This window comes from Clostridium psychrophilum (assembly GCF_018861705.1).
GTDB lineage: Bacteria > Bacillota > Clostridia > Clostridiales > Clostridiaceae > Clostridium_AD > Clostridium_AD psychrophilum.
On sequence record NZ_JAHLEC010000010.1, the window covers coordinates 25811 to 48487 of the forward strand.

The 22677-nt window shown below is 29.5% G+C and carries 24 protein-coding genes and 1 pseudogene; 16 read left to right on the forward strand and 9 right to left on the reverse strand.

The features are described from left to right. Positions 1-23: 23 nt before the first annotated feature. From KPL38_RS03885 to KPL38_RS03915, 7 genes are all read left to right on the forward strand, one after another. Positions 24-1304, forward strand: a complete 1281-nt coding sequence (locus tag KPL38_RS03885) for a PTS galactitol transporter subunit IIC (RefSeq protein ID WP_216287310.1) — start codon at positions 24-26, stop codon at positions 1302-1304. A 207-nt stretch (positions 1305-1511) separates the two neighbouring features. Then, entirely contained in the window at positions 1512-2561 is a 1050-nt protein-coding gene (locus KPL38_RS03890; protein ID WP_216287312.1) for a glycerol-3-phosphate dehydrogenase, read from the forward strand. A 31-nt stretch (positions 2562-2592) separates the two neighbouring features. Next, complete coding sequence (locus KPL38_RS03895) at positions 2593-3951, forward strand: sn-glycerol-1-phosphate dehydrogenase (protein ID WP_216287314.1); 1359 nt, start codon at positions 2593-2595, stop codon at positions 3949-3951. A gap of 225 nt (positions 3952-4176) precedes the next feature. After that, positions 4177-5007: an HAD-IIA family hydrolase gene (locus tag KPL38_RS03900; RefSeq protein ID WP_216287316.1), complete on the forward strand. Its 831-nt coding sequence runs from the start codon at positions 4177-4179 to the stop codon at positions 5005-5007. Between the two features lie 57 nt (positions 5008-5064). Beyond that, on the forward strand, positions 5065-5712 hold the full coding sequence (fsa, locus tag KPL38_RS03905; protein WP_216287318.1) for a fructose-6-phosphate aldolase: 648 nt from the start codon (positions 5065-5067) through the stop codon (positions 5710-5712). 427 nt (positions 5713-6139) lie between these two features. Then, positions 6140-7315, forward strand: a complete 1176-nt coding sequence (locus tag KPL38_RS03910; RefSeq protein ID WP_246577801.1) for an SAM-dependent methyltransferase — start codon at positions 6140-6142, stop codon at positions 7313-7315. 28 nt (positions 7316-7343) lie between these two features. Further along, positions 7344-8048, forward strand: a complete 705-nt coding sequence (locus KPL38_RS03915) for an LrgB family protein (RefSeq protein ID WP_216287320.1) — start codon at positions 7344-7346, stop codon at positions 8046-8048. Between the two features lie 158 nt (positions 8049-8206). Here KPL38_RS03915 and pyk read toward each other — a convergent pair whose 3' ends face one another. The 3 genes from pyk to KPL38_RS03930 form a co-directional block, all read right to left on the reverse strand. Further along, complete coding sequence (gene pyk / locus KPL38_RS03920; protein ID WP_216287322.1) at positions 8207-9625, reverse strand: pyruvate kinase; 1419 nt, start codon at positions 9623-9625, stop codon at positions 8207-8209. A gap of 170 nt (positions 9626-9795) precedes the next feature. Further along, positions 9796-10938, reverse strand: a complete 1143-nt coding sequence (locus tag KPL38_RS03925) for a sugar diacid recognition domain-containing protein (protein WP_216287324.1) — start codon at positions 10936-10938, stop codon at positions 9796-9798. A gap of 296 nt (positions 10939-11234) precedes the next feature. Next, a complete protein-coding gene (locus KPL38_RS03930; RefSeq protein ID WP_216287327.1) occupies positions 11235-11564 on the reverse strand; it encodes a winged helix-turn-helix transcriptional regulator in 330 nt (109 codons plus the stop codon). 420 nt (positions 11565-11984) lie between these two features. On the opposite strand from KPL38_RS03930, the gene KPL38_RS03935 reads away from it, so the two are divergent. After that, on the forward strand, positions 11985-12137 hold the full coding sequence (locus KPL38_RS03935; protein ID WP_216287329.1) for a hypothetical protein: 153 nt from the start codon (positions 11985-11987) through the stop codon (positions 12135-12137). A gap of 155 nt (positions 12138-12292) precedes the next feature. Here the strand turns inward: KPL38_RS03935 and KPL38_RS03940 are convergent, their stop codons facing one another. Beyond that, on the reverse strand, positions 12293-12442 hold the full coding sequence (locus tag KPL38_RS03940; protein WP_216287331.1) for a hypothetical protein: 150 nt from the start codon (positions 12440-12442) through the stop codon (positions 12293-12295). Between the two features lie 64 nt (positions 12443-12506). Here KPL38_RS03940 and KPL38_RS03945 point away from each other — a divergent pair, with 64 nt between their 5' ends. Next, complete coding sequence (locus KPL38_RS03945) at positions 12507-12848, forward strand: cupin domain-containing protein (protein WP_216287339.1); 342 nt, start codon at positions 12507-12509, stop codon at positions 12846-12848. Between the two features lie 244 nt (positions 12849-13092). Here KPL38_RS03945 and KPL38_RS03950 read toward each other — a convergent pair whose 3' ends face one another. From KPL38_RS03950 to KPL38_RS03965, 4 genes and pseudogenes are all read right to left on the reverse strand, one after another. Continuing rightward, positions 13093-13233, reverse strand: a complete 141-nt coding sequence (locus KPL38_RS03950) for a hypothetical protein (RefSeq protein WP_216287341.1) — start codon at positions 13231-13233, stop codon at positions 13093-13095. 57 nt (positions 13234-13290) lie between these two features. Continuing rightward, positions 13291-14102: pseudogene (locus KPL38_RS03955) on the reverse strand (IS91 family transposase). 456 nt (positions 14103-14558) lie between these two features. Further along, entirely contained in the window at positions 14559-14705 is a 147-nt protein-coding gene (locus tag KPL38_RS03960; protein WP_216287343.1) for a hypothetical protein, read from the reverse strand. A gap of 48 nt (positions 14706-14753) precedes the next feature. Then, on the reverse strand, positions 14754-15446 hold the full coding sequence (locus tag KPL38_RS03965) for a hypothetical protein (protein ID WP_216287345.1): 693 nt from the start codon (positions 15444-15446) through the stop codon (positions 14754-14756). Positions 15447-16058: 612 nt separating this feature from the next. On the opposite strand from KPL38_RS03965, the gene KPL38_RS03970 reads away from it, so the two are divergent. The 7 genes from KPL38_RS03970 to KPL38_RS04000 all read left to right on the forward strand — a co-directional run bounded on the left by KPL38_RS03970 (position 16059) and on the right by KPL38_RS04000 (position 21957). After that, entirely contained in the window at positions 16059-16202 is a 144-nt protein-coding gene (locus KPL38_RS03970) for a hypothetical protein (RefSeq protein ID WP_216287347.1), read from the forward strand. Between the two features lie 59 nt (positions 16203-16261). Beyond that, positions 16262-16537, forward strand: coding sequence for a hypothetical protein (locus KPL38_RS03975; protein ID WP_216287355.1), 276 nt, complete (start codon positions 16262-16264; stop codon positions 16535-16537). A 269-nt stretch (positions 16538-16806) separates the two neighbouring features. After that, on the forward strand, positions 16807-16947 hold the full coding sequence (locus KPL38_RS03980) for a hypothetical protein (protein WP_216287357.1): 141 nt from the start codon (positions 16807-16809) through the stop codon (positions 16945-16947). Positions 16948-17094: 147 nt separating this feature from the next. After that, the gene (locus KPL38_RS03985; RefSeq protein WP_216287359.1) at positions 17095-18258 is read left to right on the forward strand and encodes an iron-containing alcohol dehydrogenase; all 1164 of its coding nucleotides are present in this window, start codon (positions 17095-17097) and stop codon (positions 18256-18258) included. 612 nt (positions 18259-18870) lie between these two features. Continuing rightward, a complete protein-coding gene (locus tag KPL38_RS03990) occupies positions 18871-19683 on the forward strand; it encodes an alpha/beta fold hydrolase (RefSeq protein WP_216287361.1) in 813 nt (270 codons plus the stop codon). A gap of 154 nt (positions 19684-19837) precedes the next feature. Continuing rightward, on the forward strand, positions 19838-20935 hold the full coding sequence (locus tag KPL38_RS03995) for a lipocalin-like domain-containing protein (protein WP_216287363.1): 1098 nt from the start codon (positions 19838-19840) through the stop codon (positions 20933-20935). A gap of 371 nt (positions 20936-21306) precedes the next feature. Next, positions 21307-21957 (forward strand): hypothetical protein, encoded by a 651-nt coding sequence (locus KPL38_RS04000; RefSeq protein WP_216287372.1) that lies wholly within the window; start codon positions 21307-21309, stop codon positions 21955-21957. 188 nt (positions 21958-22145) lie between these two features. Here the strand turns inward: KPL38_RS04000 and KPL38_RS04005 are convergent, their stop codons facing one another. Further along, positions 22146-22676: a 2-oxoacid:ferredoxin oxidoreductase subunit gamma family protein gene (locus KPL38_RS04005; protein ID WP_216287374.1), complete on the reverse strand. Its 531-nt coding sequence runs from the start codon at positions 22674-22676 to the stop codon at positions 22146-22148. Between the last annotated feature and the right edge of the window lies 1 nt (position 22677).

Consider the following 22677-nt stretch of genomic DNA (forward strand, 5'->3'; position numbering starts at 1 on the left):
CTAAAAAATAAAGGGGGAAATACATGTTATTAAACGTTGTTCATTACATTTTGAATTTGGGACCGACAATAATATTACCACTTACAATTACTATATTGGGATGTTGCTTTAAATTAGGATTTACAAAATCGTTTAAATCAGGTGTTACAATCGGAGTTGGTTTTGTAGGTATTAATTTAGTAATTGGTTTGCTTACTACTAATTTAGGGGCAGCAACATCAATGATGGTAACAAGATATGGATTGCATCTAAGTGTATTAGATGTTGGTTGGCCAGCAGCAGCAGCAATTACTTGGGCTTCTCCAATAGCTGCTATTATGATACCAATTATTATGCTTGTAAACGTTCTATTATTATTTATGAAATTTACTAACGTAGTTGATATAGATATATGGAATTATTGGCATTTTACTGCAGCAGGTGCAACAGTACTTGTTTTAACTAATGGAAATTGGGGACTTGCAATACTCGCAGCTATTATTTATGAAATTGCAGTTCTTAAAATTGCTGATTGGACAGCTCCGATGGTTGAAGATTTTTTCGGACTTGAAGGAGTATCATTACCAACAGGATCTACTGCAGCATGTGGTCTTATAGGTATTCCAATTGCAAAAGTAATAGGAATAATTCCAGGAATAAAAAATTTGAAAGCAGATCCAGAATCTATCCAAAAGAAATTTGGTGTGTTTGGTGAACCAATGATGATGGGTTTAGTTCTTGGTGCGGTAATTGGATTTTTAGCTGGATACGATATCGGAAAATGTTTTCAATTAGGTATTATTATGGCCGGCGTTATGTTCTTAATGCCTCGTATGGTTAAAATATTAATGGAAGGATTAATTCCAATTTCAGAAGGCGTTAGAGAATTTTTACAGAATACAAACTTTGGTAAAGATAGAAAATTAACAATTGGACTTGATGCAGCAGTTGCAGTTGGACATCCAGCAGTTATAGCAACAGCACTTGTCTTAGTTCCTATAACATTATTTTTAGCAGTTGTATTGCCTGGTAATAAAGTTTTACCATTTGGCGATTTAACTACAATTTGTTTTTATGTTGCATTTATAGTTGGATCTACAAAGGGTAATATTGTTCATTCAGTTTTAGCTGGTACTGTAGTAATGGCACTTGCTTTACTAATGGCAACAAACATTGCTGTATTCCATACTGAAATTGCTAAAATGGCTCAATTCGTAATGCCAAAAGGAACAACTATGATTTCAAGTTTAGATTTAGGTGGTAACTTCTTAAATTGGATAATTATAAAGGTATTCCAATTATTCACAGGAGGAGTTATTTTATAAATAGGTAAAAGTTAGGAAGTAAAGAGTGCTATCAAGCACTCTTTACTTCTTAAAAACAAATTTGTTATTGGAAAAGTAATTAAATTTACTACATCACTTATGAGTGACAATAATGTACATACACATAACTTTTAACAACTAAGTAAATCGCATATTTAGAAATACAAATACAATTAATTTTTAATAAATTCATTAGGAGGTAATATTATGAAAATTATAACAGTTATTGGAGCTGGACAGATGGCATCTGCTTTATCTTTCCCTGCAACTGAAAATGGTAATAAAGTAAGACTAGTTGGTACTCCTTTAGATAGAGAGGTAATTGAAACAGTAAAAACTACAGGTTTTCATACTTTATTAAAACGTCAATTACCTAAGACAGGAATTGAGTATTTCCAAATTGAAGATGTAAAAAAAGCATTAGTTGGAGCTGATGTTGTTATATGTGGAGTTAGTAGTTTTGGAGTTGACTGGTTTGCGGACAACATATTGCCTATTATACCTGAAAACATTCCTCTTCTTTCAATAACAAAAGGAATGATTGATCAAGAAGATGGAAATATGATTACTTATCCACAATATTTTGAAAGTAAGCTTGTTAATAATAAGAAACTTTCTATTAATGCTATAGGGGGTCCATGTACTAGTTATGAACTTGCTGATAAAGATAATTCAGTTGTTACATTTTGTGGACATAACATAGAAACGCTTAGAATGCTTAAGAGTTTGTTTGAATCTCCTTATTATCATATAAGTCTTTCAACAGATGTTGTAGGTGTTGAATGTGCAGTTGCACTTAAAAATGCTTATGCACTAGGTGTATCACTTGCTATAGGTCTTGCTATTGGACCTGATGGTTCTGGTCACGAACATTATAATTCACAGGCTGGACTTTTTGGACAAAGTATAAAGGAAATGAAACATCTTCTTGAGATAGTCGGTGGTGGAGAAGAGAATATTATATTATCTGGTGGAGATCTTTACGTAACTGTATTCGGTGGACGTACTCGTAAAGTTGGAACTTTACTAGGACAAGGATTTTCAATTGAAGAATCAATTAAACAATTGAAAGGCGTCACATTAGAATCAATAGTCATTGCCACTCGTACAGCTCGTGGAGTACGTGCTCTAGCAAAAAGGGGGGTTGTTAAACTTAGCGATTTCCCATTACTTTTGCATGTTGACAATATTATAAATTCTGGTGCTTCTGCAGTTGATATTCCATGGAAGTCTTTTGAATCAGAAAAAATTAAATAGAAAAAAATCTTTGATTTAAGGAGGATGGCTTATGATAGATTTAATGGCTTTAAGTGTAGAAGAAATGACTGGACTTAATTACATGTGTACATGTGGTAAAAATCATAGTGTAGGGATAGAAACTATAAAAGTAGGTAGAGGAGTTATAAGTCAGTTACCAAATGTAATCAAGAATTACAAAGGTAAAAAGGTATTTATTATAGAGGATACCCACACATATGAGGTAGCAGGTAAACAAGTTGAAGAATTATTAAAAAATAAATTTATAGCTACTAAGTATGTATTTACTGAGGAACATTTACATCCTAATGAAATGACACTAGGAAGATTATTACTTGAAATACCTGGTGATACATCTTTAATTATTGCAGTAGGATCTGGTACAATTAATGATATTTCAAGGTTTCTTAGCTGTAAGCTTGGGATTCCGTATGTGATTGTGGGAACTGCACCTTCAATGGATGGTTTTGCGTCGGTGGTTTCTCCACTTATATGTGATGGCGTAAAGGTTACATATGATGGAGTATATCCATTAGCCATTGTTTGTGATATTGATATTATGAAACAGGCACCTATGAAAATGCTTCAAGCAGGACTTGGGGATATTTTAGGTAAATATACAGCTCTTGCAGATTGGCATGTTGCAAATATTTTAAATGATGAATATTTTTGCCCAGAAGTTGAAAAATTAGTTCTTAGCACTTTGAAGAAGTGTGAGGAAGCTGCAGCAGGAGTTACAAGTAGAGATGCTAAAACTGTAGAGAATATAACTGAAGCATTAATTTTATCAGGGATTGCAATTGGCATGGTTGGAGCCTCAAGGCCAGCGTCTGGTGGAGAACATTATATATCGCATTGTTATGAAATGATGTTTATGAATAGTGGAGATAATTCAAAATGGCTTCACGGTAATACTGTAGGTGTAGGTGTTGGAATTGTAGCTTATGCATATAAATATGCAAAAGACTTAGATATTAATAAAATACTTAAAAAAGGTGATTACGTGCATCTTGATAAAAATATCTGGTTGCAAAATATAAAAGATGTATTTACTATTAGTGCAACAAATATTATTGAATTTAAACAAAATAGTATTAACTTTGATGAAAAAGAGAGAAAAGATAGTATGTATAAAATAATTGCAAAATGGGACGATATAAAGAAAATTTGTGATGTTTTTGTTCCGCAACCAGAGGAAATAATTAAGACTTTGAAAAAAGCAGGTGCAGTTTGGAATCCTAAAGACTTAGGACTTAGCAAAGAATTATTCAGAAAAAGTTTTATTGCTGCAAAGGATATGCGTAATAGATATGGTATTATGCAACTTCTTGAAGATATAGGAAAGCTTGATGAGGCTGCCAGTTATATAGCAAATATTTATTACAAATAATATGCAATCCACTCTATAAAATATTGGTAGACCATTTAGATATTAAGTATTTTATAGAAAAAAATGAAGTAACATATGGGTAGTTTTTAAAATTATTCTATTACATATGTTACTTTTATTATATTGTGATGTGATATAAATATTGAATTTGTTATCAAATATTGCTTTTTAGAGAATTATGCTTTTTTAAGCTAAAGACAATATTAAGAAGGAGATATGATAGGTATGATAGGAAGAACGCTTGATTCAAAAGACAGTTCAATAGATATTTTAAAAAAAGTAAAATGTTTTATTCTTGATCTTGATGGTACTGTTTATTTAGGAGACAAAATACTCGAGGGTTCTATTAAATTTCTAGAAGAGCTTGAGAAAAACAATATTAAATTTAAATTTTTTACAAATAACTCTTCTAAAAATGCAAAAGTTTATATAAATAGAATTAGAAAAATGGGATATAATTTAACTGATGATATGATGCTTATTTCAAATTATGTAATTATTAATTATATAAAAGAGAATATGCAAGATAAAAAAGTATTTGTTTTAGGCACGCAGTATTTAAAAGATGATTTCAAAGCTGCAAATATTAATGTTGTTACCGATGACGCAGATGTTGTTGTTGTTGGGTTTGATACTACATTATCATATGAAAATGTATCTAAGGCTTGTGAATTTATAAGAAATGGAGCTAAATTTTTAGGCGTAAATCCTGACTTTAATTGCCCAACTGAAGATGGATTCATTCCAGATTGTGGTGCTATATGTGCTATGATTACGGCGTCTACAGGAGTGGTTCCAGAATTCTTTGGTAAACCTTCACATCATACACTAGAATTTGTCCTTAAGGATACTGGATTTTGCGAGAAAGAAATTGCTTTTGTTGGGGATAGACTTTATACAGACATAGCTATTGGTAAAGATAATGATTCAGTAACTATTCTTGTTTTATCAGGTGAAGCAAAGCTTGAGGATTTAGTTGAATCTGAAATACAACCAACACTTATTTTTAAATCATTAGGTGGAGTTAAGGATGTATTAGAAGAAATATACAACTAATTTATTTGTAGGTTGCAGTAGAAAAATAAAATAAAAAAATATGAAGGAGTGTTAATTATGAAATTATTTATTGATACAGCAAATGTTGCAGATATTCGTGAGGCTAATGATATGGGTGTTATTTGTGGGGTAACTACTAATCCATCTCTAATTGCAAAAGAGGGCAGGGACTTTAATGAAGTTATAAAAGAAATAGCATCTATTGTAGACGGACCTATAAGTGGAGAAGTTATTTCATTAGATTCAAAAGGAATGATAAAAGAAGGAAGAGAAATAGCAAAAATTCATAAAAATATGATTGTAAAAATTCCAATGACTGAGGAAGGTCTAAAGGCTGTAAAAGTACTTTCAAAAGAAGGAATAAAAACAAATGTAACATTAATATTTTCAGCTGGACAAGCTTTACTTGCTGCAAGAGCAGGAGCTTCTTTTGTTAGTCCTTTCCTTGGAAGACTTGATGACATAAATGCTAATGCTATGGATTTAATAGAAACTATTGTTACAATATTTAAAGTACATGGAATTGATACTGAGATAATTGCTGCAAGTATAAGAACTCCAATGCATGTTACAGATGCAGCAGTTGCTGGTGCACATATTGCTACAGTTCCACTTAAAATAATAAAACAAATGATAAAACATCCATTAACAGATGCCGGAATAGAAAAATTTGCCAAAGATTGGAAAGAAACCTTTGGTAAATAATAAGGAGGCAGACATATTCAAAAAAAGTTCATTGCTGCAAAGGATATGTGAATTTTTCATAATAAAATTGGGTAATGTGCATATATAAATATAAAAAATCAAACCATTTCAGAAATGAAGTGGTTTGATTTTTTTCTGATTTAAATATAACAGTATTGCTTAATTTAGAAAAGCAAACATTCTTAAAAAGTACAGGTATAGTACAAAACTAATATGATAATGAATGGTATGTGTTAATAAAATACAAATGTGCATGTAAACAAAATTAGCGGTTATTGTTTGTGCAATTAGATATTGTTTATAATGTAAAAAAGCATAATAATAAACCTATGCTTTAAAACGTTTTTTTTATTCTTACGCCAAAGAGAATAAGACGTCTAGCATTTATATAAGTTATATTTAATATTTAATTAAGGAGTGATAAATTTTGATCGGTGATAAATTGTTTTATAAAACTTTATTAAAAGAGCTATTTTCTGATCCATTTACAATTAGGTTCTGGGATGGGAGTGTAGAAAAGTTCGGTGAAGGTGAGAGCAAATTTCAAATTATTTTCAATGAACCAATATCAAAGGGTGACATTATAAATGATCCGTCTATAACCTTTGGAGAAGCATATATGACAAAAAAATTAGAAATAAAAGGCAATCTACAATTTGTTGTGGAGTCAATATACAATAACAAAGAGAGCTTTCTAAATAAAAGTGAAAAATATGAAAAACTTATAAAAAAGTTTAAAACCAGTATAAAAAGATGTAAGAATAATATACAGTTTCATTATGATATTGGAAATGATTTCTACAAATTGTGGTTAGATGATTCTATGAATTATTCTTGTGGATATTTTAAGAATAATACAGATTCTTTAAAACAAGCTCAAAGCAATAAAATAAATCATATATTAACAAAATTAAACTTAAAAGAAGGACAAAGTTTACTTGATATAGGATGTGGATGGGGAGAACTTATAATTAAGGCAGCAAAACAATATAAGGTAAAGGCTATTGGAGTTACTCTAAGTTTAGAACAACTTCAAAAGGCTAATGAAAGAATAAAAGCTGCGGGATTAGAAGATTTAGTAGAAGTTAAACTTCAAGATTACAGAGAAATAAAGAATGTAAGTTTTGATAGAATTGTTAGTGTGGGAATGCTTGAACACGTAGGACTAGAAAATTTACCAGAATATTTTCATATAGTAAATGACTTGTTAAAGGATAAAGGCCTTTCTTTACTTCATTGCATAACAGCAGTAAATGAAGGAGGAAACAATACATGGATAGATAAATACATTTTTCCAGGTGGACATGTGCCTGCAATCAAAAATATTATCACAGATATAGCAGAACTAGAACTTGAATTAATAGACATAGAAAGCCTTAGGAGACATTATGGAAAGACACTCGAACATTGGGCTGAAAATTATGAAAATGTCTTACCTATAGTAGAAAAGACTAAAGACGAAACATTTATTAGAATGTGGAGGTTATACCTAAATTCCTGTGCTGCATCATTTAATTGCGGTAATATTAATGTTCATCAGATATTATTTGCTAAAGGTGTAAATAATGATTTGAGTTTGACAAGAGATTACATGGTTAAATAGGAAAAAGTTTTAAGGAAGGGACAAATAAATGAATGATTTAATTACTTCACCAATTTTTGGTGTAATAATATCTCTTATTGCTTATGAAATTGGAATTTACATAAAGAAAAAGGGAAAGCTTTCAATATTTAATCCACTATTAATAGCAATTATTATCTTGATATTTTTTCTCGAAAAATTTGATATTACATATGCAAACTATAATAATGGTGGTCAAATAATTTCGTTTTTCTTATTCCCTGCTACGGTAGCATTAGCACTTCCAATGTATAAAAAATTTGATCTATTTAAAAAAAATGCAGTTTCTATACTCATAGGAATTCTTAGTGGGGCCATTTCGGGTTTTATATGTGTAGTATTTTTTTCAAAATTATTTGGATTAACTAATGAGCTTACGGAGTCTTTAATACCTAAATCAATAACTACACCTATAGGGATAGCACTTTCTAAGCAGTTAGGTGGATTTTCATCAATTACAGTTGTAGCTATTATAATGACAGGAATTATAGGATCTATTGTTGGACCATTTTCACATAAAGTTTTCAGAATTAAAGATAAGGTTGCTTTAGGAATTGCTATGGGAGCATCCGCCCATGCATTAGGAACAGCAAGATCTATGGAAATAGGGGAAATTGAGGGAGCAATGAGTGGCATAACTATGGCTATTTCAGGAATTCTTGCTGTTCTTTTATATCCTCTTTTGTGGAAGGTAGTTCTCGAAATATTTAAATGATTTTTTGAAATATAATATAAACCTTAGTTTGTTCTGAGTTTTTTGATAAGAATAAAAAATACTTCATAAATCTTTAATATACTTAAGAATTTATGAAGCATTTTTATCTTTTTTTATATCACTTTAAATTTAGAAGATAAAATTCATATTATAAGCTTTTAAACTTTTTGTATTTTCATTGTATTAGTAGTACCAGACTCCCCAACAGGTATCCCTGCTGCAATTATGACAATATCATCTTTTTTTATATATCCCGCATTCAAGCATTTATCCACTGCATCTTCTACTAATTCATCTGTAGAAGTTAATTCTATTGAAACTATAGATTGCACGCCAAAATTAATGGATAAACTTCTTGCAACTCGCTCTCTTGGTGTAACAGCGATGATTGGACATCTTGGTCTGTATTTTGATACCATTCTAGCCGTATGACCACTTTGAGTTGCTGTTATTATTGCAGATACATTTAATTCATCTGCTGTGGTACATGTAGCAAGACTTATAGCATTTGATATATTGTTAAGTGATACATGTTTTCTTTTATTTAAAGCGGCTTTAAAATCAATATTTGATTCTGCTTCAATTGCTATGTTAGACATAGTTAAAGCTGCTTCCAATGGATAGTCACCGTTAGCACTTTCACCACTAAGCATGATTGCATCAGTACCATCAAAAATAGCATTGGCTATGTCTGAAGCTTCAGCTCTAGTAGGTCTTGGATTTCTAATCATAGAATCTAACATCTGAGTTGCAGTTATAACAGGCTTACCAACATTATTACATTTATGTATTATCATTTTTTGAACTGTAGGAACCTTTTGAATTGGTATTTCAACCCCCATATCACCTCTAGCAACCATAATACCATCAGAGGCTTCGATTATAGCATCTATGTTATCTACGCCTTCTTGTGTTTCAATTTTTGATATTATCTGGATATGCTCGCCACCATTTGCATTAAGTATCTTTCTAACATCTAACACATCGCCAACTTTTCTTATGAAAGAAGCGGCTACGATATCGACCCCTTGTTCACAGCCAAATATTAAATCTAATTTGTCTTTGTCCGTTACTGCAGGAAGACCAATAGATACGTTAGGAACATTAACTCCCTTATGATTTCCTATATAACCAGAATTTAAGGCCGTACAATTTATCTCAGTGCCTTCAATCGAATTGATTTTAAATTCTAGAAGACCATCATCTACAAGAATTGTACCATTTGCCTTAAGATCATTGCAAAGACCTTCATAAGAAATAGAACATCTATCTTTATTTCCGAGTATTTCTTTACCACAACTAAAGGTGAATTTTTGTCCTTTATCAATTAAGACCTTATCCTTATCAAAATTGTGAGTTCTAATTTTAGGACCTTTAATATCAAGCATTATAGCAACAGATTTATTAAGCTTTTTTCTAAGATCTTTTATAATATCCATTTTTATTTTGTGATCCTCATGTGTACCATGTGAAAAATTAAGCCTAGTAACATTCATTCCTATATTAATAAGTTTTGTCAATATCTCTTTGCTGTCGCTAGCAGGACCAATTGTGAAAATCATTTTTGTTCTTTGCATAATTAATACCTTCCCCTCTATATTATAAATTAATGTTTTAAGTTAATTGGAAACTTTCGTTTACTTATATGTCTAATTTTAAAAACAACTTTCAATTTAGTTACTTTATATAATATGTATAATTAGTATGCCACAAACTTAGGGTTTACATTCGTTTCTAATAACGTCGGTTAAAAATTAATCATAGCACTATAAAGCCAAAATAGGTCAATGTAGTTTCTAGGATTTCTATTTGTTATCTTGTGAATATTATTTAAGCGATATCGAATAGTGTTTCTATGAATGAATAACCTACTTGAAACATTGTTAAGTTCTCCATTTTCTTCTATTAAAACTTTCAAAGTTTCTCTTAATACACCATCTTTATCATTTAATGCTATTTGTTGGTAGATGTCTTCTAATTCGTTAATTTTCCATTTACCACTCTTTTGAGAAAACAACATCATACACTTTAGTGAATCAAAAATATAAGCATTATCATCATTAGGGTATATCTTTTTACCAAATAAAAGTGTATCTTTAGCTATATTAAAAGATTTATACATATCATTTAACTTATCATATATTTTTCCTGTGGATATTTTTACAGTAATGCCTATATGATTGCATATCTTCTTGTTAATTTCTTTTACTTTTTCACTATAATCTTCAATTGCATTATTAATATGTATGCATTTATGTAATACCACAATGGTCTTTGAATCAATTATTACTGCTAGAGATTCCATAAATGTACCTTCTAATAGATTTATTATTGCATTTAATACTTTTAAATCACCTCTGTTTGAATCATCTTTAAAATTCACTTCAATTATGGAAATAATCATAGGATGATAGTATGGAATTTCAAATTTTTTAATGTATTTATTTAACAAAATAAGAGAATCTTGTTTATTATATATAAGTGCTAGCATAATCTCTTGCTTCATTTTCTTGCTACTTTCTGATTCCATTAGTAAATGTTCTTGCTCAATCATCATTTCTGCTGTCATTTTAATTAATTTGCCATAACCTAAAACATCTTTAGGTCTCCCTGTAATACCGATTACTCCAATAATTCTATTTTGAAACTCAATAACTTGGTTGGTTCCTGAATATACTCCACTTAACTTTTTACTTTGATTTTCACTAACATTAAATTCTGATTTTCTTTTAAGTGATATTATTGCTTCCGCATGTATAGATCCAATTCTGTCGGTATCTCCTGATGCTATAATAATGCCTAATGTGTTAGTTATAATAATATTATAACTAACAACGTTCATAGTTCTCTCAACAATAATTTTAGCTAATTTGGTACTTGAAAATTCCAATAATTACATCTCCTCTTAAGTTATAAAAATAAACGCTAAATGCAAATAAAATAATTACTGAAATTAAAAAATAGATTTATAATAAAAGATAGCTTTTCCTAGTAAGGGGAAAAGCTATCTTATTTTAACGACATTTCAGAAGGAAGGTCTCCCACTTCTATAAGCGGAAGTTAACTACCCTTGTAAGAATAAAATTTTAGTGGGAGTTTAATTTCCTTCTGAAGTGGTTAGGCAGCTCTTTCAGAGATGTTACAGCTCCTCAGGAGATGATTTAATACAGTTTCTAACTGCAATAATTAATCTTTATTAGGAAAATACTTTATTGACCAATTTTGAATCATTTCTAATGCTGGAAAAAGGTCTTTCCCAATTTCAGTTAATAGATATTCTACTTTAGGTGGAACCTGCGGATAAACTATTTTTCTAATTAGGCCATGATGCTGGAGTTCTTGCAATTTTTCATTAAGAACTTTTTGACTAATATCACCAGTTATTCTTTGAAGTTCTAAAAACCTTTTTGGACCATCATTTAAATGGCATAATATTACTGCCTTCCATTTGCCACGAATTAATTCCATTCCAAGATCAATATTACAGACATATTTTTTACCATCATACATGATCATTTTTACACCTACCTATGAAAAATTATCAAATGAAAACATTATAACTAATTATTATTATATATCATTTAAGATTTAGTATCAATTTTCTTGCAAAAAACTTGTCGAAAAACCGTGTAAATTCAACAATTCAAACCTTTTGGTTAGATAATATTATGTTTACTTATTCAGAAGATTTGATAAGCGATAAAAGGAAAAAACTAATAAAAAAATTTTTATTAGCAAAAGTAAAATTAATGAATGATATATTTTAAAGAGAGGAGGAAAAGTATGTCTACTAGGAAAGGAAAAGATTATATTTATTTAGTATGGAAAAAGCCTAAAACAATAAGATAATATATTGTTGGACAATTATCAAAAAACGGACAATTTGAATTCAATTATGGTTTTGAGGTTAAGGAAGCAATAGAAAGAGACTTTAAATTGTTAATTTCTTATGATGATATAAATAAGATTTATAAAAGCGACATACTATTTCCGGTATTCTCAAGTAAATTACTAGATAAAAAGAGAAATGGTATTGATAAAAATTTTTCTAAATATGGCATGAAAGAATATGATGGGCATTTTAACTAGTACTAAGGCTAATGCGGAGGAATGAGATGATATAGGCTAGTTACCAATAAATGAAGCTGGTTATAAGATTGTTTCAAGATTATTTTGATTTTAAGAAAAAAGCAATCACCTTACCTCAAATAATATTAAGATATAGAGATTGCTTTTTACATAGTTTAAAGTTCTTTATCACAATTCAAAGGTCCAAATATATCAAACTCTGAATTGAATGACGGTGGTACAAAATTCGCGTCTTTTTTTGCTTTCTCAAGTTTATCTTTTTCTATTTTGGATAGTTCCTCTGGTGTTAATTTTTCATTTGTCATTAATAATCCTCTCCTTTTTAATGGATAGTGTTAACACTATCATTAAATATAAAGGAGGAATATTATGAAAATAGAAAAAATATCTGATAAAATCGTGTATAATGAGGGAAAATTTACTAAAAGAATTATCTTCAAAGAAGATAGGGTTCTAAACTTTGTTTTAAACTTTAAACCAGGTCAAGGAGTTCCGGCTCATAACCACGAACAAAGTGATCTTATAATTCATGTGCTTGTAGGTCAAGGGGATATGGGTGTAGACGGCATAAATCATAAAATTACTCAAGGAGATATTATACACTGCAAGGGTACTGAAGTTTTCAGCTTAACAAATACGAGTGATAAAGATATGTCATGTTATGTTATACTTGCTCCAAATCCATCACCAATGTATTCAAAGGAAGTATAATTTATAATTACCAAGTGTTTAATTAGATCATACCTGAAACAATGTTATTGTTTCAGGTATCTATGTCTAAGGGTAATGTAGATAATATAGGTAAGAGAAATAAATATATTATTATAATATTAAGGAATATGGAGCATGAATAAAAGGGGTAGATTTTCTCAATTATACACCTTTTATGCAGTCAAAACAGTATAAAATTGCATAGGTTAAAGTAACAATGAGGGTATAGACTAGTTATAGGGGTCTATTTAATGTCGTGAAACGAACTATTGAACGAAGCCGCGTTAGCACTGCTATGGCGATTCAATCTTTCACCTCTTTCTGAAATTTGCTTTAAATTCAATACCGTTATTATAATTTCCATTAATGTATCTATAATCCTCATTAATTTTGATTGTTTTGTAAAAATAGACGCATTTTCACCCTCCCCTAAATAAAGACTTTATGCTATTTTATTTGTTTCTCCTTGTGGAGAATAGTTTTGGCGATCCAACTTCTCTTTTGTAATCATTTTACCTTTTCCACAGCAAGAACAGATATTTATATCTATTCCTGTCAGCTTAAGAAGAAGCTCCGCTGCACTTAAATTATCATTTGAATTTTCACTTTTACTTTGTACTGCATCTGTAAGTTCTTTGCATTTTTGAAGCTTAGTTGACCTGTTTCTATTGCTTAATATACCATAGTACCTGATTTCAACAAATTTTCTTGGTAAAACATGCATGAAAAATCTTCTCATAAATTCGTCTACAGTAAGAGTCATAAATTTTTCTTTATTATGATCTTTGTAATCTCTCCACTTAAATGTTACATATCCATTTTCTAAATTCACAATCCTATGATTAGATATAGCTACTCGATGAGAGTATCTACCAAGGTACTCAAGTACGTGCTCTGCAATCCCTAAAGGGGGTTTGCAGTATACAACCCATTCTTTTTTATATAACTTACCTATAAAGCTTTGAAATATGTGTTTTTCTGTTAATTCCTCAATTCCAGTAATAAATCCTCTTTTCTTTTTTCAAGCCATCGTTCCTTGGCTAAAGTTTGGCATTTAGGACAATGCCTGTTCCTACAGGAATTATAAGAAACCCTGACGTGCCCACATTCATCACATTCGTCTACATGACCACCAAGCTCTGCTGTTCTACAAGCTTCAATATCTATCATAGTTTTTAAAATATGTAACGGTAGCTTATGATTTCTTCTATACTCATCACCATACTGATTAAATATATCTTGAATCTCAATCATATAAAAGCAATTCACAATACATTAGCTGAAAAAAATATCAAGGTTAATAGTGGTTTTGTCCTAAATGTGGAGAAAAATTAGTATTATGAAATGGAAGGTATGGTCCATTTAAAGGATGTGGGAATTTTCCTAGATGCAGGTTTATTGCAAAATAGCAGTTAAGTTCCGGTATGAACTTTGGGGTCTGGACAGTTTCCTAAAAATAATTAAGGCTGGCTTAATAAAATAACATTTAGCATGGCTATAATGTTTTATAGACAGTTTACATTTATTGGTCTGCTGACACGACCCCATTGTAATCAAAAAAATAATAACCCAATAAAGCATCAAAAGCATCCGCATGTACAAAAACTTCTTTATGGGATAGGTTCCACCAATGTTGCAAGTGACATGTTGATCTAATACAATGAAAAAACATTTATGTTTTATTTCTATAACTAAAAAGGCTTCTTATAACTATTTTTCTTTACAATTAAAATATAAATCGAAATTTTCTCCTATAATATTCTTAACTTCTGTATATCTAAGTCCTATTTTTCTATCAGTACGTATTGTTGGATATAGCAATAAAAAGATTAAAAATGTATTTGCAGATTGAACCAATGTATCTACACCAAAGAATCCAAGTGCAGCTATAATATTTAATATAAATCAAACACCTGCGTATACTGAGTCTCTAATAAAAATCCTTTTTGCTACAGATTTGTTTAGATAAAATAAATTACACTTTTTATAGTTAGCCACTAAAAACAATATAAACGCACATAAAAAGATAAAAATAGTAAAAAACTTTGCAAATCCAGTATACATTTTACTTGTTTCCGATATAGATATTATAAGACCTGAAAATACAAAGAACGAGATCACTCCAAGAGTTGATGATTCACCCATTTCTCTAATATTATGTTTTTCTTTTTCGGATATTTTTTTAGTTTCCATATTTTCTTTTTTAATTGGTACATATTTTCGAGCTTTTTTATACATTTTAAATTCTAAATATATATTAAAAATTAAGAATGAAGAAAGTACCACCTGTTGTAATATATACCTATTTGATAAAAATTTAAAATTAAACTCTTGGAACACAAGGCAACATGATAAAAGCCTTATAATCCAATCAATTATTGCTTTTGTTTTAAATATTTTATATTCTTCTTTGTTATCAGTTGCTAAAATAAATGATGTAACCGTCAAAAATACAAATGGAGACAATATCCAAATCATTTGTATTATTAGATTACTTTTTAAAGCAACCTTATCGTAAGCAGATATAAATGCAAATGCAAAGTTACTTATATAACTTATCAAATTTAATAGCATTAATAACGTAACAGCTTTTTTCATTTACAACATCTCCTATCTTTATAATTAGATTAATAATACAACAATCTTATACTTATGGTTAAAATTATTCATAGAGTATTTTCTTATGTATTCACATTTATTCCACTTTTCATTTGTAAAACTCGGTGTCCATTTATTACTAAGTAAACATGTTAAAAGCAATATACAATATAAAAATACTAAAGGTAATTATAAATTTATATATAGTTTCACCATTAATGCTTTTTTAGGAAGCTTCTTTATAAGTAGCAACCAACAAATTGCTACTATAATTATTACAATACCTATTATACAAATTAAAAGTATCTTATACAAATCTAAAGAATTCAAGGAAAAAAATGAGTTTAACCTATTTGGAATATGTTTCAATTCCTAGGTTGATGGCTATGAACCTCGGTACGGAATTGGTACTAATCATAAGGATAAAAGAAGAATAATATTATAGGAGTTTGATTATGGGGGAGATTATTATGGATAGTTGTAAAGTTATTTTCTTGCGATATATATAAAACAAAAATTGATTCAATAATAAGTGATTGTAAAGTAGAACATATTTTAATATTGTGTGATTTAATGAACGAGGAACAAAAAATAAATGCGGAAAATACCATAATGAATAATATAGAAAGTATTGATGTTGAAAAACTTATAAGCCTTTTATTTTTTAATATAATAAAATATGATAAAGTTATAGAAACTAAAATTATTGATCAGATTAATATATATGTTAATGAAAAACTTAATAAAATGCGATAGGTGTAACTTTCCCAGATAAATTAAATACTATCTTACAGAATATAGTCGTATTATATTTATTGCACAAGGGTGTAAATATAGAAAATTTCAAAAAGTATAAGGGATATTATGATGTTTTAGATTTTATAATAGATCCTTATGAATTTGATTATAAAAAGATATCAATTGATAATTATAACTGGATGAATGTAATGAGAAATGATAAATATTTAAATATAGTACTAGATAAAGCAAAGCCAATCTTAGGTGAAAAACTTAAGTATAATATTGATAATAAATTTGCTGATGAAGTACAAATAAGATTGTATTATAAATATTTTGAGCTAGAAGATTAATAGTGAATTTCTTGAATTTTGCTTATAGCTATAATATGATGATGTAGTTAGAAAATGAACTATCGGTAATATATGCTAAGTAATTGGTATGATTAAGGGTTAAATTATGATTGTTAGCGTAGTGCTGAGAATAAGTAGTATTTGTTTGGATATTATGCATTTAATCATCTATAAAATATAGAAATCTATAAATGAGCTTCTCATTATTATTCTTATAATGGGAATAGCTTACGTAAAAAATTAAAGATATATTTTAGGAGAGGACTATAATGAAAATTGTACTAAGAAAACCAAGTTTAAAGAAAATGATTAGCAGCAGGACAAGCCCTAAGAGAATAATAAAAAATAGTATAGGCATGTTGTTACAGCAGTTACATGTTATAATGAAGAAGTGGTTTGAAAAGCAATAAGAGGGGAAAATATAAAAAGAGCAAAATATTTAATCCTTTTAAACTTATGCAGTTTAAATCTGTAAATTTTATTATATTTATAAATATGTGTATCTATAAAATTAATGATAACAAGATAATATTAATAATAAATTATGAGGTGATTTTATGTTGAATTTCGATTATTCAATTCCAACTAAAATATTTTTTGGTAAAGGTAAGATTAGTGTTTTACCTAGAGAAATAAAAGAATATGGTTCAAAGGTACTCCTTGTATATGGTGGAGGAAGCATAAAGAAAAATGGTATTTATTCTGATATAATTGATAAATTAAAGAAAAATTCAATTGAATTTTGGGAACTTTCAGGTGTAGAACCAAATCCAAGAATAACAACTGTAAGAAAAGGTGTAGAAATTTGTAGAAAAAATAAAATAGATCTAGTACTTGCTGTTGGTGGAGGAAGCTCTATTGATTGCTCAAAAGTTATAGCAGCAGCATACTATTATGAAGGAGATGCTTGGGATATAGTTAAAGATCCAAGCAAAATTTATAGAGTACTTCCAATTGCAACCGTATTAACCTTAGCAGCAACTGGATCTGAAATGGATACTTTTGCAGTTATTACAGATATTGATATAAATGAAAAACTTGGAACTGGGCATCCTGATATGGCACCAAAATTTTCAATATTAGATCCTACTTACACTTTTTCAGTACCACAAAAGCAAACTGCATCGGGTACAGCAGATATAATGAGTCACACATTTGAAGCATATTTTAGTAGTACAAAGGAAGCTTTTTTGCAAGATAGAATGGCTGAGGCAATTCTTAAAACTTGTATAAAGTATGGTAAAAAAGCTATGGATGAACCAAAAGATTATGAAGCAAGATCAAATTTAATGTGGGCTTCAAGTCTTGCAATAAATGGTCTATTAAGTTTTGGAAAAGACAAAAACTGGGTTGCTCATCCTATGGAACATGAGCTAAGTGCCTATTATGATATTACTCACGGAGTAGGCCTTGCAATTTTAACTCCACATTGGATGAAATATATTTTGGATGATAGTACTGTAGATAAATTTGTTGAATTTGGAGTAAATGTATGGGATATTGAAAAAGGAACAGACAAGTATGCCATTGCAAATGCTGCGATCGATAAAACTAGAGAATATTTTGTGTTACTTGGAATTCCTACAAAGCTTAGTGAAGTTGGAATCGGTGAAGATAAATTAGAAGAGATGGCAAAGAAATCAGTAAGATTTGGAAAGATAGGTAGTTTAAAACCTATAGACAGTAATGATGTTTTAAACATATTTAAGGCTGCATTATAAAATGAAACCATGTTATTAGACCTGACGAAACTTGATAATTTATAGTAGCTATACATTATGAAGGTAAAGAATTAGGGAAACATTGACTTCAAATAAATCAAAGTTGTTACTAATTTTTACGCTATATCAAAAGAGACAATCAACTTGATTGTCTCTTTTGATATAGCACATAAAAGAGCAATATTCATAAAATAAAGAACTATTATAGTTAAAATAAAGATATATTGTAAAAATCTATAGTATAATAGAGTTAGACAAGCTTAAAATAAAAGAACATAATAATAAGCCACTTAAATTAAAAACTTATTCCTTGTAATTTGATAGTGAAGTTCCTGAATTTTGTAAAGCTTCTTTTATAAATATAAAAATCATAAATCATCGGGGCCCCATTATTTAGAAAACGATAATTTCATAATAATTAATTCCCAATGATTTACAAAACAATAATATATATAAAGTAATAAGTAATCAAAATAAAAAAAGTCTGAAATCACTAATGATGTTCTTTGAAAACTGAATAGTACGGTATTTAAGACTCAGCTCAATCCTTCACAAATTTAGCTTTAAATGAATAACATATTATAATATCTATTGAATTAATGGAGGTTATAAATGGAATATTATATTAAAGTAGAACCTAATGTAAAAATTTATGTAGAGGATCTTAATCCTGAGGGTAATAAGACAATTTTGTTTCTTCACGGTTGGCCTGGAAGTCATAAGTTATTTGAGTATCAGTTTAATCAGCTTCCGAAGATGGGATATAGGTGTATTGGAATAGACCAGAGAGGATTTGGTGAATCTGATAAACCATTCACAGGCTATGACTATAATAGATTATCAGACGATGTTAGAGGCGTAATTGATGCACTAAAATTGCATGATATTACACTGGCAGGTCATTCAACTGGGGGAGCTATAGCTATTCGATACATGGCTCGGCATCAAGGACGAGGCGTATCTAAACTTGCTCTTTTTGCAGCAGCAGCTCCTAGTCTTATTAAGCGCCCCAATTTTCCAATTGGACTAGAAAAAGAAGAAGTAATTAAAATTATTCAGGGAACATATACTGATCGTCCTAAAATGCTTAGCGATTTCGGCAATATATTTTTCTTTCAGCATATAACTGAACCATTTTCTAATTGGTTCTTTCAGTTGGGATTACAGGCAGCAGGGTGGGCAACTGCAGCCACTGCAAATACTTGGATAAATGAAGTACTGTTTTCAGATTTAGCCGCAATAAATGTCCCAACTTTAATTATTCATGGTATTCATGACAAAGTTGTTCCATTCCCACTAGCTGAAGTACAAAAGCAAGGTATTAAAAATTCAAGACTTATACCATTTAAATATAGCGGTCATGCGTCATTTTATGACCAGCGTGATAAATTCAACGAAGAATTGGTGAAATTCATAGAAAAATAAACTTTTCAAAACGTAGAATGTTTTAATAAAAATATTGAAAGTGGATAAAAAATTTAAATACCATATTATTCAAAATTGAATTTTATGGTGTTTTTTGTGTCACAATTTAAATTAAGTTTGTAATATTTATTATAAAATATAAGGTAGGTAAACTATGAACAAAAAAGCCGTTTTGGCAAAAGGTATTAGTGATTATAAGCAATTAGGTATTAATAAAGAAACAGCGGTATGGGAAGATGGAATGAGAAGTGATGGTGGTAGAGGCACATACGAATGGTGGTATTTTGATGCTAAATACTCAGATGGTACTAAAGTAGTTGTTATATTTTATACCAAAAATGGATTTGATGTAAGAGGTCTTGCAAATCCAACAGCATCACTTGAGATAACGTTTCCTAATGGGAAAAAAGTATTAAAACATATTTCTGAAGAGAAGGGACAAAAAATCCGGGCTTCAAGGGATCAATGTGATGTAAAAATTGCTCAAAGCAGCATTAAATATTTAAAAGGAAATTATTTAATACATTTCATAGATGATGATGTTGAATATACTTGCACAATGAAGCCTAAATTACCAATGTGGCGACCGGGAACAGGGCATTGGTATTATGGCAAAAATCAGGAATATTATTTTGCATGGATTGTTCCACAACCCTCTGCCGATGTTAGAGCTACTTTAAAAGCTTGTGGAGAAACATTTGAGTTAACCGGTGGTGGATATCATGACCATAACTGGGGGAATACCCATATGAGAAAACTCATGAATCATTGGTATTGGTGTCGTGTAAATGTCGGCCCTTATACAATAATAGCCTGTGATATTATTACGGAAAAGAAATATGGCTATGCTAGATTGCCAGTTATGATGATAGCTAAAGATGGAATTATATTGGATGACAATGAAGAAAAAACAATAATTAAAAGATTAAATACTAAATATCACCCTATAAGCAAAAAATTCTTTGATAATAATTTAATGTTTATTCATAAAGTGGACGATGTAACGAATTTTCAAATAGAATTTAAAAGAAAATATGATATCTTAGCTTTCAATATGCTTGATAGAGTAGGAAATTCTCCAATAAAAATTGGTATAGCTAAGGTTTTGGGATTCAATCCTACTTATATAAGATGTATTGGTGATGTCAAGTTAACAGTTGAAGAAAATGGTGAGAAAAAAGTATTTGAAGAAGAAGGATTATGGGAGCAGATGTTTTTTGGCAGTAATAAAGATGCTATTGTAGATAATTAGAATAGATATTCAATTAAATTATCTTCGATAAAATAAATATTGTGTCGGATAAAGTTATATAAAATAATAATGGTATAATAGAAGATGCATTTTATAACAAAACTTTATCTCAAACAATCCAATGATATTGGAGTGATTTATAAATAGTTGCAAAAATATTAAAGTAGAATGAATTATGTCTAAAATGTGAAGTTAAGAAATATAGTGGCAAGTGAGATAAGAGGTTGATTAAAAAATTAAAATTAAAACATGAATTTGTAAGATGTAAAAAGAGAAAGAGTGATAAATAATTTTATATGCTATGTTGCATTAATTTTATTAACTTCATAGTAACATTACTATGAAATAAATTATAAGAGGAGTTTTGTAAAATGGAAATGATATTATTAGCGAATGATTTTAATGGTGCTCTGAATGCTTTATTAGAGAATTTGGTAGACAACCATATTAAAGAATGTAAGGAAAAATATTCAACAGACACCAAAGAACAGTTCAAAGTCGATATATCAAGTAATGAAGATTTAAAAAAAGAAATTGAAAATATACAAAAAATGATAAGCAGGGATTTATCATCAAAGGAGATAGTTATATTTAAATACCTATTTAATCACAGTTTAACAAGAAAAGTATATAAAAGTGAAAAGCTTGTTACAATACATAAACATAACCTAAAAGAATTTAAAATAGAGGGTTTTGGCAATTGTCTGGAGGCATATGTTAATAATGAAAATTATGTTGCGGTTAAATGTGAACTTGGAATAATTTATCTATTAATAGACGGAAACATAGGTGAAGATAGATATATTTCAGTATCAACTGAAAAGAGTGATGAAATCTCAGATAATGTTTATCAAATTGAAGGCGGTGTGCAAGTTGCTAATATAGAGGTATCTACATCTGAAGGTACTATTACTTTTACTAATGGTAAAATACTACATATAGAGCTACTTAGAGACACTGATCTTGTAGATAGTGATGATTATAATAGCACAGTAAAAAGTATTACAACTGAATTTAAGTAAGATAAAATAGAAATGCGGATTAATACCTATGTTAGTACTTAACATAGGTATTTTTATTAATCATTTCAATAAATAAACAGAGAAATTATGCAAACAGAGCTATGGGTGTAGAATATGAGGATGTAGAGAAAGTTAGATGAAGTTATGAATAGGGAATATGGATATTATAATCCATATTCCCTATATTTTTATTTAATATATTGTGCACCTCTTTCAAGTGCCAATTTATTGGACTCATAGAACTTTTCTTTCCCATGAACTTTAAGTGAGGCAAGTAAAGCTTCCATTGAAACAATGCCTGTTTTTTTTACTAGAGCACCTAAAAGTACCATATTGGCAATAGTTTCGTTTCCAATTTCTTCGGCAATAGTTTTAGCTGGTATTTTGTAAATAGTAATGTCTTTTCTATCTGGAGTATAAGTTATATGATCTGAATCAATAATTAGAAGACCATTAGGATTAATAAAATCTATGAATTTTTCGAGCGATGGCCTGTTCATTGCAACTAATGTACTTGCTCTTGTTAAAACTGGAGATCCAATTTCTTCATCTGTTAGTATGACTGAGCAATTTGCAGTTCCACCTCTCATTTCTGGACCGTATGATGGTAGCCATGAAACGTTCAAATTAGAATCCATACCAGCGAATGCAAGAAATTTTCCCATTGAGAGAATACCCTGTCCACCAAAACCAGCAAATATTATTTCTTGTGATATCATC